16 protein-coding genes and 1 pseudogene are annotated in these 14645 nt (G+C 61.8%); all 17 read left to right on the top strand.

Annotated elements, in window-relative coordinates:
* Positions 1-205 precede the first annotated feature (205 nt).
* Positions 206-1354 carry a phage protease gene (locus tag ACWWJF_RS19880; RefSeq protein ID WP_455870400.1) on the top strand — a complete coding sequence of 383 codons (1149 nt, stop codon included), beginning with the start codon at positions 206-208 and terminating at the stop codon, positions 1352-1354.
* On the top strand, positions 1354-2301 hold the full coding sequence (locus ACWWJF_RS19875; protein WP_455870399.1) for a Mu-like prophage major head subunit gpT family protein: 948 nt from the start codon (positions 1354-1356) through the stop codon (positions 2299-2301). The genes ACWWJF_RS19880 and ACWWJF_RS19875 overlap by 1 nt, the downstream gene beginning before the upstream one ends.
* Positions 2302-2348: 47 nt before the next feature.
* A complete protein-coding gene (locus tag ACWWJF_RS19870) occupies positions 2349-2765 on the top strand; it encodes a gp436 family protein (RefSeq protein WP_455870398.1) in 417 nt (138 codons plus the stop codon).
* Positions 2765-3307: a phage protein Gp37 gene (locus ACWWJF_RS19865; RefSeq protein ID WP_455870397.1), complete on the top strand. Its 543-nt coding sequence runs from the start codon at positions 2765-2767 to the stop codon at positions 3305-3307. Before ACWWJF_RS19870 ends, ACWWJF_RS19865 begins: the two co-directional genes overlap by 1 nt.
* A 16-nt stretch (positions 3308-3323) precedes the next feature.
* Positions 3324-3563: a DUF2635 domain-containing protein gene (locus ACWWJF_RS19860; RefSeq protein WP_455870396.1), complete on the top strand. Its 240-nt coding sequence runs from the start codon at positions 3324-3326 to the stop codon at positions 3561-3563.
* A 3-nt stretch (positions 3564-3566) separates the two neighbouring features.
* Positions 3567-5072, top strand: coding sequence for a phage tail sheath subtilisin-like domain-containing protein (locus ACWWJF_RS19855; RefSeq protein WP_455870395.1), 1506 nt, complete (start codon positions 3567-3569; stop codon positions 5070-5072).
* Between the two features lie 9 nt (positions 5073-5081).
* On the top strand, positions 5082-5447 hold the full coding sequence (locus ACWWJF_RS19850; protein ID WP_455870394.1) for a phage tail tube protein: 366 nt from the start codon (positions 5082-5084) through the stop codon (positions 5445-5447).
* Positions 5448-5456: 9 nt separating this feature from the next.
* A complete protein-coding gene (locus ACWWJF_RS19845) occupies positions 5457-5921 on the top strand; it encodes a hypothetical protein (RefSeq protein ID WP_455870393.1) in 465 nt (154 codons plus the stop codon).
* A 124-nt stretch (positions 5922-6045) separates the two neighbouring features.
* Complete coding sequence (locus ACWWJF_RS19840) at positions 6046-8178, top strand: tape measure protein (protein ID WP_455870392.1); 2133 nt, start codon at positions 6046-6048, stop codon at positions 8176-8178.
* A gap of 9 nt (positions 8179-8187) precedes the next feature.
* Positions 8188-9537, top strand: coding sequence for a DNA circularization protein (locus ACWWJF_RS19835; RefSeq protein WP_455870391.1), 1350 nt, complete (start codon positions 8188-8190; stop codon positions 9535-9537).
* Entirely contained in the window at positions 9530-10645 is a 1116-nt protein-coding gene (locus ACWWJF_RS19830) for a phage baseplate assembly protein (protein WP_455870390.1), read from the top strand. The genes ACWWJF_RS19835 and ACWWJF_RS19830 overlap by 8 nt, the downstream gene beginning before the upstream one ends.
* Positions 10638-11243 (top strand): phage baseplate assembly protein V, encoded by a 606-nt coding sequence (locus ACWWJF_RS19825; RefSeq protein ID WP_455870389.1) that lies wholly within the window; start codon positions 10638-10640, stop codon positions 11241-11243. Before ACWWJF_RS19830 ends, ACWWJF_RS19825 begins: the two co-directional genes overlap by 8 nt.
* On the top strand, positions 11240-11677 hold the full coding sequence (locus tag ACWWJF_RS19820) for a phage GP46 family protein (RefSeq protein WP_455870388.1): 438 nt from the start codon (positions 11240-11242) through the stop codon (positions 11675-11677). Before ACWWJF_RS19825 ends, ACWWJF_RS19820 begins: the two co-directional genes overlap by 4 nt.
* Positions 11678-12757 (top strand): baseplate J/gp47 family protein, encoded by a 1080-nt coding sequence (locus ACWWJF_RS19815; RefSeq protein ID WP_455870387.1) that lies wholly within the window; start codon positions 11678-11680, stop codon positions 12755-12757.
* The gene (locus ACWWJF_RS19810; RefSeq protein WP_455870386.1) at positions 12748-13299 is read left to right on the top strand and encodes a YmfQ family protein; all 552 of its coding nucleotides are present in this window, start codon (positions 12748-12750) and stop codon (positions 13297-13299) included. Before ACWWJF_RS19815 ends, ACWWJF_RS19810 begins: the two co-directional genes overlap by 10 nt.
* Complete coding sequence (locus tag ACWWJF_RS19805; protein ID WP_455870385.1) at positions 13299-14576, top strand: phage tail protein; 1278 nt, start codon at positions 13299-13301, stop codon at positions 14574-14576. The genes ACWWJF_RS19810 and ACWWJF_RS19805 overlap by 1 nt, the downstream gene beginning before the upstream one ends.
* Positions 14566-14640, top strand: a pseudogene (locus ACWWJF_RS19800) (tail fiber assembly protein); the annotation flags it as partial. The gene ACWWJF_RS19805 and the pseudogene ACWWJF_RS19800, both read left to right, overlap by 11 nt.
* Between the last annotated feature and the right edge of the window lie 5 nt (positions 14641-14645).

Genomic DNA, 14645 nt, shown 5'->3' with positions numbered 1-14645 from the left:
AAGGGGTACATTGCACCAAAAAAATCTTTTGAACGCGCTACGGCGTTTTTGAAGGGGTTTTGAACGGGGTTATTCAGGCGATCGCCCGCCGTTGTGTCAGTGCCGATTGAAATCTGCCCCCCCTGCGAAAGTAAAACTGCCCACCCCGTTGATTGGTAATGTAGCGTAATCCCACCGTCCGCGCTCAGGCTGCCACACTGGCGGCATGACGACAAAACCCCCTGTTCCCAAGATAGCCTATGCGGTGCTCAACGCCGCGACGCTCTCGCCCTTTGATCATGACGGCTGGTGTCAGGTGATGCCCGCCGGCCATGTCCGGGCGCGTGACGGTCGCCCCGAGACGCCCGCCGAGGGCTGGCTGATTAACGAGGCCGCGTTTAACCGCATGGTGGCGCGGGTGGTGGCGCTCAATCAGCCTGTCAAAATCGATTATAACCACCAGACGCTGTTTAAACCGGAAGCGGCCCCGGCAGCCGGCTTTGTTCCGGCGGCCCCGGCGCGTTTTCGCTGGGACGACAACACCGGGGTCTGGGTCAAGCCGGACTGGAACCCGCCGGCGCTTGAGCGCCTGAAAAACAATGAATTCCCCTATTTTTCGCCGGTGATGGGCTATGACGCGCGCAGCGGCGAACCCCTTGAGCTAAGAATGTTGGCCATTACCGGCGATCCGGGTCTGACGGGCATGCGCCCGGTGGTCGCCCTGAGCGCCGATGACCTGTACCAGGCGTTAACTGTTTTCCCTTCCTCCCCTAAGGAGCCTGCAATGAATCCATCGTTAAACGCGCTGCTGGCCGCGCTGGGCCTGACGGTGCCGGAGGGCGGCGATCTGACCGATGAGATCGCCACCGCCGCCCTGTCTGCCCTGACCACGCTAAAAAACCAGGCGGACAAGGCCGCCGCGCTGGAAACCACTATGGCGGCGCTGTCCGCTGACCTGAACGCGCTGAAAACCCACGCTCTGACTGAGGCCGTGGATTTACGCCGCTATGTCCCGGTCGAGACCTATAACGCGGTGCGTGAGCAGGTGGTGTCACTGTCCGCCGACCTGGGAAAAACTACCCTGGCGCAGACGCTGGACCAGGCCGAGCAGGACGGGCGGATATTGAAATCCGAGCGCGCCTACCTGGAAACACTCGGCGACCAGATGGGTGTGACAGCCCTGTCGGCGCAGCTGGCGACGCGCCAGCCGATAGCCGCCCTGACCCGGGTGCAGACTGAAACCCTGGCGCTGCCGCCCGAAAACCGTGAAAAAACCGCCACCGTCGCCCTGTCGGCGGAAGAGTTACAGGCCGCGCGCGTGCTGGGGATGACCCCGGCGGCGTTCCAGAAAATCAAAACCGAGGACGCACAATAATGCCAACCCCGATCACCCCGTCACAAATCACCGCCCTGATGACCGGCTTTCGCAAGGAGTTTCAGAACGGGCTGGCGATGGCCCCGTCCCACTATCAGCAGGTGGCGACCAGCGTGCCCTCGACGTCTAAATCCAATACCTACGGCTGGCTGGGGCAGTTTCCGGCTTTTCGTGAGTGGGTCGGTGCACGCAGTATCCAGCAGATGAAAGTCTACGGTTACACCATCAATAACAAGACCTATGAAGGCACGGTGGCCATTACCCGCGATGATTTCGAGGATGATAATCTGGGTGTGTATACCCCGCTGTTTCAGGAAATGGGGCGCGCTGCCGCCGCACAACCGGACGAACTGGTGTTTACCGCCTTGCGCGACGGCAATAAAACCGACTGCTACGACGGTAAACCTTTTTTTGATAGCGAGCATCCGGTCTATCCGAAGGTCGATGGCACCGGCACCGCCAAAAAGGTTGCCAATCAGTTGATTGAAAAAACCGGCACCGGGGCAACAGAAAAAGACTACGAGGGGGCGGTCTGGTATCTGCTGGACTGCTCACGCGCGCTTAAACCGCTGATTTTCCAGAACCGCCGCCCGCCGGAGTTACTCGCCCTGACCAAGGTCGATGAGGGGCGGGCGTTTACCGATAACGAATTTGTCTTTGGTGCCTCGGCCCGGCGCAATGTGGGCTACGGCTTCTGGCAGATGGCTTACCGCATGCAGGCGTCACTGACGCTGGATAACCTCTGGAAAGGCTGGAGCGCCATGCGCGGCTTTACTGCCGATGGCGGTCGCAAGCTGGGTATTCGCCCGACCCATCTGGTGGTGCCGGTGGAGCTGGAGAAAACCGCCACCCAGTTACTGGAGCGGGAATTACTGGCCGAGGGCAGCACCACGGTCTCTAACGAAATGAAAGGCAAGCTGACGCTGTTGGTGGCGGATGCGCTCTAAACGCCCTTTAAACCGGGTTTTAACGGTCATTAACGGAGAGTCAAGGGATGTATGCCAGTGAGCAGGATTTACGCGCCCGTTATAGCGCCCCGTTGATAGAAAGACTGGTCGACTGGCGTAGTGATGAGGCGGCAGCCCGGCAGAAGGTGGCGCAGGCGCTCAGTGATGCCAGCACGCTGATGGACAGCTTTATCGCGGCCCGTTACGCGCTGCCACTCTCGGTGGTGCCGTCGGTGCTGAAACAGCATGCCTGCACCCTGGCGTTTTACTACCTGAATGACGAGCGGGCCACCGAACAGACCCGCCAGCGTTACCAGGATGCGCTGCGCTGGCTGGAGGCGGTGAAAAACGGCGAGCTGCCGCTCGGGGTGGATAGCGATAACCAGGCCCCCGACAGTGCCGACCTGCCGCAGATGCAGGCCGACGCCTCGGTATTCGGGCGTCAGCAGAAAGGGTTTATCTGATGATTGTGTCTACCGAAAACGCCTTGCTGGCGCGGCTACATGACGTGTTTGGCAAGACGTTGCGCGAGATCACCACCCATCCCGGCGACTGGAGCGAGGCGGGGCTGCGTGATGTGCTACTGACACCGCCCTCTGTATATCTGGTGTGGCTGGGCGCGCAGGCGGGTCAAGTGAAAGGGGTGATTGACAGCCGTTTTGTTTTTTACGTGGTGGCCGAGGTTATCAATGGTGCCGAGGGCGACCGCCCCGGCCTCTACCAGATAGTGGCGCGGCTGATAGCGGGCTTGTCGGGTTTTCGTCCCGGTCATGCCGGACCGATGCGCTTTGAAGAAGGGCGCAATCTGTACACCGAGCAACAGGGGCAACATGGCGTGGTGCTGTATGGCACTTATTTCACCTGCGAGGAGCCGGTGCCGCCTTTGCTTCAGGATGACGGCGTGGATGCGTACCTGCGCCATTATCAAACCTTTACCCAGACGGACGGCAGCCTGCCGTTAGCCGCCCATATCCCCCTGCGCGGAGAGAACAACGACCATGAATGACACCGACAATGCCGCGATGCGCTTTCCTAACCCCTTTGACTTGCCGATGATTTTTGTGGTGCCGGCCCCGGAGCGGGCGGTGCGCGAGCCGAACTCCCTGCGGATGTTACCGGATGACGGGGCCTGGGTACCACGCAATGGCTTTTGGCTACGCCGGCTGCGTTTTAATGATGTGCTGGAAACCTCCGCGCCTCGAAAAATAGCAGGATCCCGGCAGAAGTCACCGCCGACTGCCGTGAATAAAAAGGAGAACTAATGCATGACCATGAGCTTTAATGAAATCAGCGCCGGGGTTCGACTCCCGCTGACGCATATTGAGATTGATAATTCGCAGGCCGTCACCGGCACCCCGACCACGCTGACCCAGGTGCTGATGTTGGGTCAGGCCGCCATCAAGGACGGCAAGGTAGACGGCAGCGGCGCAGTAGACACGCCGGTCCGCATCACCCGCGCCGATCATGCGGCAACACTCTGGGGCCAGGGTTCGATGCTGGCAGCGATGGTGAGGGAATTTTTGACCGATAACCCCGATGCAGTGTTAACCGTGATGGCGCAGGGTAACGGGGCGGGCAAGGCCGATGCCGGCAGCCTGACCTTATCGGGCACCGCACAACAGGCCGGGGTACTGAATGTCTATCTGGGCGGTGTGCGGGTGCGCGTCACCGTGGAGAAAGGCCAGCAGGGTAAGGCGGTCGGCGATGCGCTGGCCCTGGCGATTAATGCCCTGCCGTCGCTGCCGGTGACCGCGGTGTCTGCCGCACCGGGGGGTGAGAATGTCACTGCCGATCAAACGGTGGTGACCCTGACGGCGCGGTTTATTTCTGAATACTCGGCGCAGGATATCCGCCTGAATTATTACGATGGCGAGATAACCCCACCGGGGCTGGCAGTGGCGATGGCTGCCCCTGCTGCACGGGCGACGAACCCTGATCTGGCTAACAGTATTGCTGCGTTGGGCGATACCCAATATCACCATATCGTCATGCCCTACCTCGATACCGCCAACCTAAAATTATTAAGCGAGGCGCTGCGTGACCGCTGGGGACCGGCCAAAATGTCCGACGGCATCGCCTGGGCCGCCCATACCGGCAGTCTGGGGGAAATCACCCAGTTCGGCAAGGCACGTAACGATTTTCTGCTGACCTGTAGCGGCATTCAGCGCGCCCCCGAGCCGGCCTATCTGTGGGCGGCCACCCTGTGCGCCATTGGCGCAAAACACTTAAGTCTCGATCCGGCGCGCCCGCTGCAAAGCCTGCGCCTGCCCCGGCGGCTGGCGCCGGCATTGTCTGACCGGCTGCGCTCCAATGAGCGTAACCAGCTGCTGTATGACGGCATCGCTACCGTGACCGTGGGGGCCGACGATGGGGTGCAGATTGAGCGGCAAATCACCACCTATCGCACCAACGCCTATGGCGATCCGGATCCGTCTTACCTCGATGTGAATACCGTGGCGACGCTGTCCTATCTGCGCTATTCCACCCGGGTACGCATCACCCAGCGCTTTCCGCGCCATAAGCTGGCCAACGACGGTACGCCGGTGGCACCGGGGCAGGCGATGGTGACACCGGCCATTATTCGCACCCAGTTACTGGCGCTGGCGATAGAGTGGCTGGAGGCGGGGCTGATTGAGAACTTCGAGCGCTTCCGTGACAGCCTGATTGTCGAGCGCAACAACAATGACCGCAATCGGGTAGACGTACTGTGCAGGCCGGATGTGGTCAACCAGTTCCGCATTTTCGCAGAACAAATTCAGTTCATTTTGTAAGGGGGCACGATGGCATTTGGCAAATACCAATACCAGGGCAAGGCCATTGTCCGGGTTAACGGGCAGGAATACCCGACGATGACGGGGGCCACCTTTACCCCGTCCGGGGAAAAACGCGAGGAAGTGACCGGCGCGCGCGTCTACGGCTATAAGTCGACACCTCGCGCCGCCACGCTGGAATGCAAATTCCCGGCGCGGGGGGACCTGAGCGTGGACGTCATCAACGGCTGGCACGATGTCACACTGGAGTTTGCCGCCGATTCCGGCGAAACCCATATGATGACCAACGCCTGGAGCAACGGGGAAGAGTCCCTGACGGACGCGGGCGAAATCTCCGCCAAATTTACCGCCATTCGCAGCCAGCGTGTGGCGTAAGGAGCAAGCATGACCCACAGCATGGAAACCCTGGTGGCGGCGGCCCACGAGGTTGAAGGGGTGTCGCCGGATATCGCCAGTGTCGCCGACGAACTGGCGCGCGGGCAACTGACCCTGGTTGACGGTCTGGTCACCGGCAGCGGTGATGATGAACAGCGCCATACGGACGTCACCCTGCGGCCATTAACCGGCAAAGACATTATTGATGCCGAATTGGCCGCCGAGCGGGTGGTACAGACGGCTAACGGCTCGGAATTAGTGCGTTCGCCGGCGATGGTGGAGTTTGAACTGCTGCGCCGGCAGGTTGCCCGGCTGGGCGACCTCAACGGCCCGTTGTCGCTGCTGCAACTGAAAAGCCTGTCGGCGCGCGATATTGAACGCCTTATCATCGCCCAGCGTCTGGGCGGTAGCGCGCTGGCCGGCCAGCTGGCGGCTGATGCGGGGCGACTGGATGCAGTGTCGGGAAAACATTGAGGAAGCGGCGCTGATGCTCGCAACCGTCACGAAATCGGGCATGGACTGGGCGCTTTCCCTGCCGTTAATCCGGCTTTACCGGCACTGCCAGCAAGCCACTCAACTTTTACAGCGTGAGTAACCGATGGCAGAAAAAAAAGTCAAAGCCGCCGTCATTGTTGACCTGCTGGGCAACCTGCCCCGGCAGGCGCGGCTGTTTGGTCAAAGTCTGGTCGGCATGGGGCGACAAGGCGGCGCCTCCCTGCACGGTCTCGGTCTTCGGGCAAATATCCTGGGGAGTCAGCTTGACCGGCTGGGCCACCAGGGCCAGCGCACCTTTAGCGGTCTGCGCCTGGGGCTGGCGTCGGTGTCATCCGGTTTTGACCATCTGGAGACGCGCGCCAAAGCGGCCTATGGCGGCGTAGCACGCCTTTACGGGTTGCTGGCCGGGGGCGCGGCCCTGGTTGGCCTGAAAAAAGCCTTTATCGACCCGGCGGCGGCGATGGAAAACATGACGCTGCGTCTGAACTCCCTGAACCATCACGATAAAGCCCAGACCGACGCTGACCTGAAATGGGCGCTACAGAATGCCAAGGACTCCACCTGGGGATTGCAAGGGGTGGTGCAGGAATACACCGCCAGTCGGGGGTTTGGCATGCGTCGTGAAGAAGCGCGCCACTTTATTACCCTGCTGGAAGACCAGGGGGCGCGACACGGCTGGACGCTGCCGGAAGCCCAGGGAGCCGCCCTTCAGCTCAAACAGATGTATTCGCGCAAAAGCATTCAGGCGCAGGATGCGAGCCTGTTGACCGGCTATGGCATTGACGTCTATAGCGTGCTGGCAGAAAAGCTCGGCAAAAGCCGTAATGAACTGACCCAGCAAGGCGAAAAAGGGTTACTCGGGGCAAAATCGGTTGCGCTGTTGTTCCAGGCGCTGCGCGAGCAGGCCAAGGGCGCGCAAAAAGACGCGATGAACTCGTGGACGGGACTCACTTCCCAGCTGGGTGATGTCTGGCAGCAGTTCGCCGTCAAGGTGATGAATCAAGGGCCCTTTAAACGGCTTAAAACCGAGTTAAAAGACTTTCTGGATTTTGCCGGCGAGGCGCAGGAAAGCGGTTTGCAGGACCAATGGGCCGACAGGCTGGCCAGCCGTTTTAACGGGGTATTCGACAGTGCCCGGCGTGGCGTCACGCTGTTTAAAAATGGCCTTAACCGGGTCAACGCCGAGTTGATGGCGCTGCGCAAAGCTGGCTATGGCGAGACTATCGACAACATCGGCAAATACGCCGCCAACACCGCCAAGGCCATTCTGGCGATTTATGTCGCCTCGAAACTGGCCCGTGTCGGCATGGCGATAGCCCGTCCCGCCTGGGGGCTGGCCAGTGCACCGGTGCGTTACCCGTGGCGGGCTTATCGGTGGTGGCGGGGGCGCGGCAAAAATGCCCCGGCGGCTTTGCCTGGTCCCGCACCGTTTGCGATGGGCGGCGGCATGGGCGCGCCGGTGAGCGTGTTTGTCACCAACTGGCCGGCGGGCGGCGTCGGGGGTGGCAGTGAGACTTATGTCGATGGCAACGGTCGCACCCGCCGTAAAGGCGCTCGCGTGCGTCCCGGTCGTCCAGCGGCCCCGGTGCCGCGCTCCCGCCTGGGGCGGGCGGCCTCCGCCGTCTCAGGCTTCTTTGGCGGCCTGGTCAATCGCACTGGCGCACGGTTAAGCCGGCTACCGGGCGTGAGCACGGTCGGGCGCTGGCTGTCCGGTGTGGGTGGCGGGTTGCGCGATATGGGACAGCGCGCGCGTGGCCTGCTGGGTGGGGCAACGGCGCAGCTCACCGGTTTCACCGGCTGGCTGGGACGGTCTGCCGGGGCACTCGGTCGCGGTACAATGCGCCTGGGTGGCCCGGCGCTGACGGCGTTGTCACTGGCCCCGACGCTGCTGGATAAGAATGCTAGCGCCGAGGATAAAGGCGGTGCGCTGGGGTCAGCCACCGGGGCAACGGTGGGCGGCCTCGTCGGCGCCATCGGTGGCCCGATTGGGGCGGTGGCCGGCTCGATGCTGGGTAGCGTACTCGGCGAAAAACTCGGCGGCTGGCTGGGCGATATCTACGCTAAGTGGGACGATAAGGACGCGCAACAGAAGGTGCAGCCGCCCGTGAAAGCCCAGGCGGATATGCGTATCGCGCTCGGGCCGGGACTGGTGTTGCAAAACAGCGCCGTCACCGACAGCAACGCCTTTGGGTTAAATCTGGATGTGTATAACGGCGACAACTACCGTATTTATTGAGGTAAGCAGATGAAAAGTACCGGTCAGGGCCGCTTTCGCGGCGTGCCTTTCTGGGTTTACAAAGAGCAGCGCAGTCGCGGCGGTCGCAGGGTAGTGCGGCGGGAATATCCGCTACGCGAACACGGCGGGGCAGACGATTTAGGAAAAAAACTGCCTGAGCACACCTTCACCCTGTCACTGACCGGCGATGATGCACAGGCGCAACGGGTACGGCTGACGCAGGCGCTGAATGCGCCGGGACCGGGCGAGCTGTTGCACCCTGACTGGGGTACGCTGTCGGTGCTGGTTGAACATTTTGAAAGCCGCTACAGCGTCGATAACCAGCGTCTGGTGGAGTTTACCGTCACGGTGGTGCCGGTGGCTGATGAGACCGCCCCTACGGTGGCGCAAGATACCGCCGGGGTGGTCAATCGCCAGGGCGACAGCACACTGGCCGCACTCTTTTCAACCCTGGCTGATGGCTGGCAGGCCTCGCTGCATGACGCGCAGGCGTTGATGGATACCGTTAGCGAGCAGGCCAACACGCTGGAAAGCGCCCTCAATGGTCTGGGGCTGCTGGCCGATATGCAGAGCTTTACCGCCTCATTCACGGCCCTGCGCGGCAATATCCAGGGGCTTATCAGCACCCCCGACCGCCTGGCGCTGGCCTTCAAGGGCATTTTTCAGGGCATACAGCGCCTGCCGGCTTACCCCCAACCTGAGCAGATAAAAAACCGGGCACGCGCGCCGGTCTCCCCGCAGCCTGGCGCACTCCAGCACCAGATAGTCCAGTTGGCCGACCGGCTGGACAGCACGCTGGTCCGTCAGGACCGCCAGCGCGATAGGCAGGGGCTGCAACCGGCTACCCGCGCCACGATGCAGCTATTGCACAATACGCTGCGCCTGGCGGTAGCCGTGGTGCAGGTACAGATGTTGTCGTCCCTGCTCACCGCCAGTCTGGCGGCGGTCAGCCAAAACGCACCGGCGCCGGTGTTGCCACGCACGGTCTCGCCCGCCCCGCGCCCGCTCAGTGACAACGGCAACGTCTGGCTGGAAAGTACGCCGGATGTGGTGCGCGTCAGCCAGCAGGTGGCGCACCGCCTGGATGCGTGTGCCCTGACCAGCTCGGCGCTGGGCTATCAGACCCTGGCCTTGCAGGTGCGGGCGTTAAGCCGCGCCTTTGTGGCGGATTTATCCCATCGCGGCGTGGCGTTACCGGGCCTAACCCAGGCCGCAGTGACAACCACCGAGCCGGCGCTGGTGATCCTGTACCGCATCAGCGGCGATGCGCGTGATACGGCGCGCTTTATTCGTCGCAACCGGCTGCGTCATCCGCTGTTTGTGCCGGGTGGCGAGCGCGTGGAGGTGCTCGGTGGCTGAGGTGGCGTTGCGCATCGACAACCGGATTTTCACCCACTGGCTTTCGGTCAGTATTACCCGCGGGCTGTCGCGTCTGGCCGGTGATTTTACCCTCGGGATCATGATGCCCGGCCAGGCGTTGCCGGACAGCCTGCGCGCCGGCGGAACGCTGGCGCTGACCCTTGACGGGCAACCGGTCATCACCGGCTACCTGGACAGCGTGTCGCACAAGATGGGAGCCGACGCGGCACAGGTCACGATAAAGGGCCGGGATAAAACCGGCGATCTGGTGGACTGTTCGGCGGTCTATCCGGGCGGTCAATGGCGTCAGCGCACCCTGCAACAGATTGCGCAAGACCTGTGCAGCCCTTTTGGCATTGCGGTGCGCTGGGCGGTGTCTGATCCCGAGGCCGCCAAACCCTTTACCTCCTTTACCCTTGAACTGTCTGAAAGCGTGGCGGATGTGCTGAGCCGGGCGGCGCGTCACCGGGGCGTTTTGGTGACCAGTGATGCCGCCGGCGATCTGGTGTTTACCCAGGCGGCGAACACCGCCACTGACACCCTGCGTCTGGGTGACAATCTGTTGTCCGCCGAGTACAGCGAGGACTGGCGCGACCGTTACCGCCAGTATCTGATTAAGGGGCATGGCAGCGGAGGCGGTCAAGCGGGCGATGCCAACACCAACGCGCTGCGTGCCGCGCCCAAGGGAGAAAGCGACGATCCCGCGATGGGGCGTTACCGCCCCAAAGTCATTCTGGCTGACAGCACACTGACCCCCGCCACCGCACGGGCGCGCGCGCTTCGGGAAAGCCGCCGGGCATTGGCCCAGTCAGAGCGCTTTACCGCCGTGGTCAAGGGCTGGCGGCGCGAAAGCGGCGAACTGTGGCAGACCAACCAGCTAACCCGCGTCATTGCGCCGCGTCTGTCGATGGTCAGTCGTGACCTGTTGATTAGCCAGGTACAGTTTGATCTCGATGCAGACAACGGGGAACGCACAACGTTAACACTGGCCCCGCGCGAGGCGTTTATCGTGCCGACAGAAGCCGAGCGTCAGGCGGGCGGTACTGACGGCGGCGTCGACGGCCTGGTGCGGGCCTGGCTTAACCAGGGGAATAAACTCGATGAGTAATATCGCACTGCAACGCCTGCTTGCCCCGGTGATGCGCGGGATCCGCCTGTTGTTCGGGCGGGGCATCCTGACCGGGGTGAATGACGGCCTGAAAGCGCAAAACGTCCAGTTAACGGCGCTGGACGGCGAAACCTTCGATGAGGTCGAGCGCCCGCAGCAATACGGGCATATCAGTGTGCCGTTGCCGGGGGCTGAGGTGGTGTTTGCCTGCCTGGGCGGCAGTCGTGATCAGGCGACCGTGCTAGTGGTAGAAGACCGGCGTTATCGACCGACCGGGCTGCCCGCCGGGGATAGCGGCCTGTATCACTATGAAGGGCATCGCCTGCGTCTGACTCAGGATGGCCGCTGCATCATCACCTGTAAAACGCTGGAAGTGGTCGCTGAGCAGGAGGCGGTGTTTAACACCCCGACCGCGCGGTTTACCGGTGATGTGGAAATAGCAAAGAGTGTGACCGTGAAGCAGAACATGGCGATAGAAGGCAACGCTGGATCCAAAGGCACCTTCACCGCACCGGAAGCCGTTATCGGCGGTGTCAAACACAGCACCCACCGCCATCAGGAAAATGGCCAGGGCAGTCTGACCGGGGGGCCGCAATGAGCGACGCGGCGCTGCGCTGGATGAATGGCGAGGGCGGGCTGGTACAGGCGGGCGCGGATTTACTCGCCGACGACAGCCTGACGACCACGGTACTGCTTTGCCTGTTTACCGACCGGCGCGCTGAGGTCTCCGACCGTTTGCCGGATGGCGGCCATGACCGGCGCGGGTGGTGGGCGGACAGTTATCGCGACCGCCCGGTTGGCTCGCGGCTGTGGCTGCTGTCACGGGAAAAGGCGCTGCCTGCGGTATTGGCGCGGGCGGAAGCCTACGCCGATGAGGCGCTGCGTGGCCTGCTGGAGGCCGGGATGATCAGCCAGTTGCATTGCCAGGCGAGTGCGCCGCTGCCGGGCTGGCTGCGGCTGACCGTGCGACTGACGCTCAAGGACGGCAGTGCGCGCCCGTTTACCTTTAAAGCCCGTTTGGAGGGGATGTAAATGCCGTATCAGATACCCACGCTCGGTGAGCTTATCAGCCAGACGCAGCAGGATGTGGCGCAACGCCTGCCGGGCGCGCTACCGGCCCAGGACAGTCTGCTGGGTGCCATGGCGATGGCGCAGGCCGGGCTGTCGGCGCTGGAGCATGAGCACCTGGTCTGGATAGCCCGGCAGATTATTCCGAGCGACGCCGATGAGAGCGAGTTGCTCAAACATTGCGCCTTTTGGGGCGTGGTGCGCAAGCAGGCCGCCCGGGCCAGCGGCCCGGTTAGGCTGTCGCTGTATGATGCCGCCAGTGTGCCTGTTGGGGCGCGTTTGCAACGGGCCGACGGCGCGCTTTACCGCCTGACAGACGCCGCCGCGGGCAAGGCCGGCAGCGTAACGGTCAACGTCGAGGCCGACCAGCCGGGGCTGGCGGGGGATTGCGGCGCGGGGCAATCACTCAGTTTTGTCACCCCGGTCGCCGGGGTGGCCCAGCAGGCGCTGACGGAAGCCCCCGGTATTCGTGGCGGCGCTGATCGCGAGCGCGTGGAGGAATTGCTGTCGCGCCTGCTGTATCGGGTGCAGTTTCCACCGGGTGGCGGCACACGCTGGGATTACGAACGCTGGGCGCGCGAGGTGCCGGGCGTCACCCGCAGCTGGTGTCTGCCTACCTGGAACGGGGCGGGCACAGTGGGCGTGACCTTCGTGATGGACCATCACCCGGATATCTTCCCCGGCCCGACCGATATTGCGCGGGTGACCGACTATCTCGCGCGCCACCGGGACCCGGCCACCGGCGAGTGGGTCGGCCAACCGGAGGGGCCGACGGTGACGGTGTTTGCGCCGGGAGCAAAAAAGGTCGATATCACGCTGCGTATCGCCCCCAATACCCCGGATAACCAGGCCCGTATCCGCGAGGCGCTCAGGCAACTGTTTTACACCGCGGCCAAACCAGGCGAAACCCTGTTGCCCTCGGCATTCTGGCGCGTGCTGTCCGGGATAGGCGGACTGGAGGATTACGCCCTGAAAACCCCGCTGACGCCGGTCAGTAGCGGAAAAACCGAGCTACTGGTGATGGGGGATATCACATGGCTTTAAAAGCACACCAACGCGCACTGCTGCAACTGCTGCCTAATGGCCTGGCCTGGAACAAAGCGCCGGATACGCTGCTGGCGTCGCTGGCCGACGGCCTGGCCCGCAGCACAGCACGCGTCACCGAACGCGCCGAGCAATTGCTAAGCGAGCGTTTTCCGCTGACCGCCACACTGTTGCTGGCTGACTGGGAGCGTTTTTTAGGGCTACCGGACTGTGATATCGGCGAGGATGCCGGTATCGATGAGCGCCAGCGCTATGCGGCCACCAAACTGCGCATGAAACCGAGCCTCAACCGGCAGTTTTACATTGACCTGGCGCGGTCTTATGGCTTTACGGTGAGCCTGAGCACCTTGTCGGATAATCAGTGGGTCACGATGGTGACGATTGAGACCCGCGTGGACTATCGCCCGATGCATGTGCTTGACCCCATCACCACGCCGCTGCGGATTTATTACGCCGGGATACTCGAATGCCTGTTAAACCGCTATAAGCCGGCGCATCAGGACTTTCGCTATGTGTATGCTGACAAAAAGGAGAAAGGCTAATGTATTTTTTAGATAACAACAGCGGCATAGCCACCATGCCGCCGCTGAAAGAAACCCATAGCACTACGCCGTTATGGTTTACCGAGGGTGACGGCCACAAGGGTATCAGCTGGCCGGGGGAGGACTGGTTCAATATCCAGCAAGCCGAACAACTGGCCTTGCTGGACGCCGCGGGCATCCGCCCGGATAAGGGCAAGCTAAACCAGCTGACGTTGGCTATCCGGGCGATTATCGGTCAGGAGGCGTTACTGAAAACCCAGGCATTGGCGGAGATTGCGGCAGCGGGCAAAGGAGCACAGGAAAAGGCGCGCACGCATCTGGGCCTCGGCAAACTGGCGACCCAGGACGGTATTCAGGAAGCCACGGTGCACCGTAAAGGGATAGTGCAGTTAAACAGTTCCCCTCGCAGCGAGGATGAGACCACCGCCGCGACACCCAAGGCGGTCAATGAGCGGGTGAATGCGGTTGTTGACAAAGCGCCATCCGATTTAGATACGCTGAACAAGCTGGCACAGGCCATCAGCAATAACCCCAAATTTGCTGAAAACGTCATGCAAATTTTGAGTCAAAAACTGGCAAAAAATGAGAATGGGGCCGACATCCCGGACAAAAATCAATTTATAAAAAACCTTGGTTTGTTGGAACCTCGCTTTTCTACCTTTTTTAACGGTAGTGTGTTTGCCGTTCCAGAAGGCATTACGACCGTTTATGTTTCAGGCTGTGGAGCGGGGGGAGGAGGTGGTGGTGGGCTTGGTTATCTGAACGGTTATACCTCTGGTGGCGGTGGCGGCGGTGCTGGAAAAGCTGTTATCCGCGAAGCTGTGAAGGTGACGCCGGGTGAACAGATAACCATTACGATAGGTTGTGGTGGCAAAGGCGGCGCAGGAGGAGCGCCGAATCATTCAGGGATAAAAGGTGGGAACGGTGGCCTAACGGCGCTAGGCGATTTACTCACGTTACCCGGCGGTGATGGTGGGCCGCCGGGAGTCGGAGGAACAAATGGCTATGGTGGTGCCGGTTATCCCTATGGCGAGACGGCGATAGGAGGCAACCTGAAGGGTATGAGCACTTTTTATCTGACCGCTGCCAGTGGCGCTTCCTGTGCTTTTGGTGGCGGCGGCTCAGGCGGGCATGTCGGGTCTCAGGGAGCACACCATGCCCGACCTGCTTACGGTTATGGTGCAGGAGGAGGTGGTGGTGGTGGAACACGCATCTCTGGCACTGCTGGCGGTAACGGTGGCGATGGTGCCAATGGTTGGTTAACGATTGAGTGGTAATGAAAAATACCGCGTGCTGCTAAACCGTGTCGATATCAGCAAAACTCTGGATATTGAGTGGCCAGATCC

Source organism: Symbiopectobacterium sp. Eva_TO, assembly GCF_053848865.1.
The sequence above is the reverse complement of the archived record's forward strand: the minus strand, read 5'-3'. Positions and strand labels throughout refer to the sequence as shown.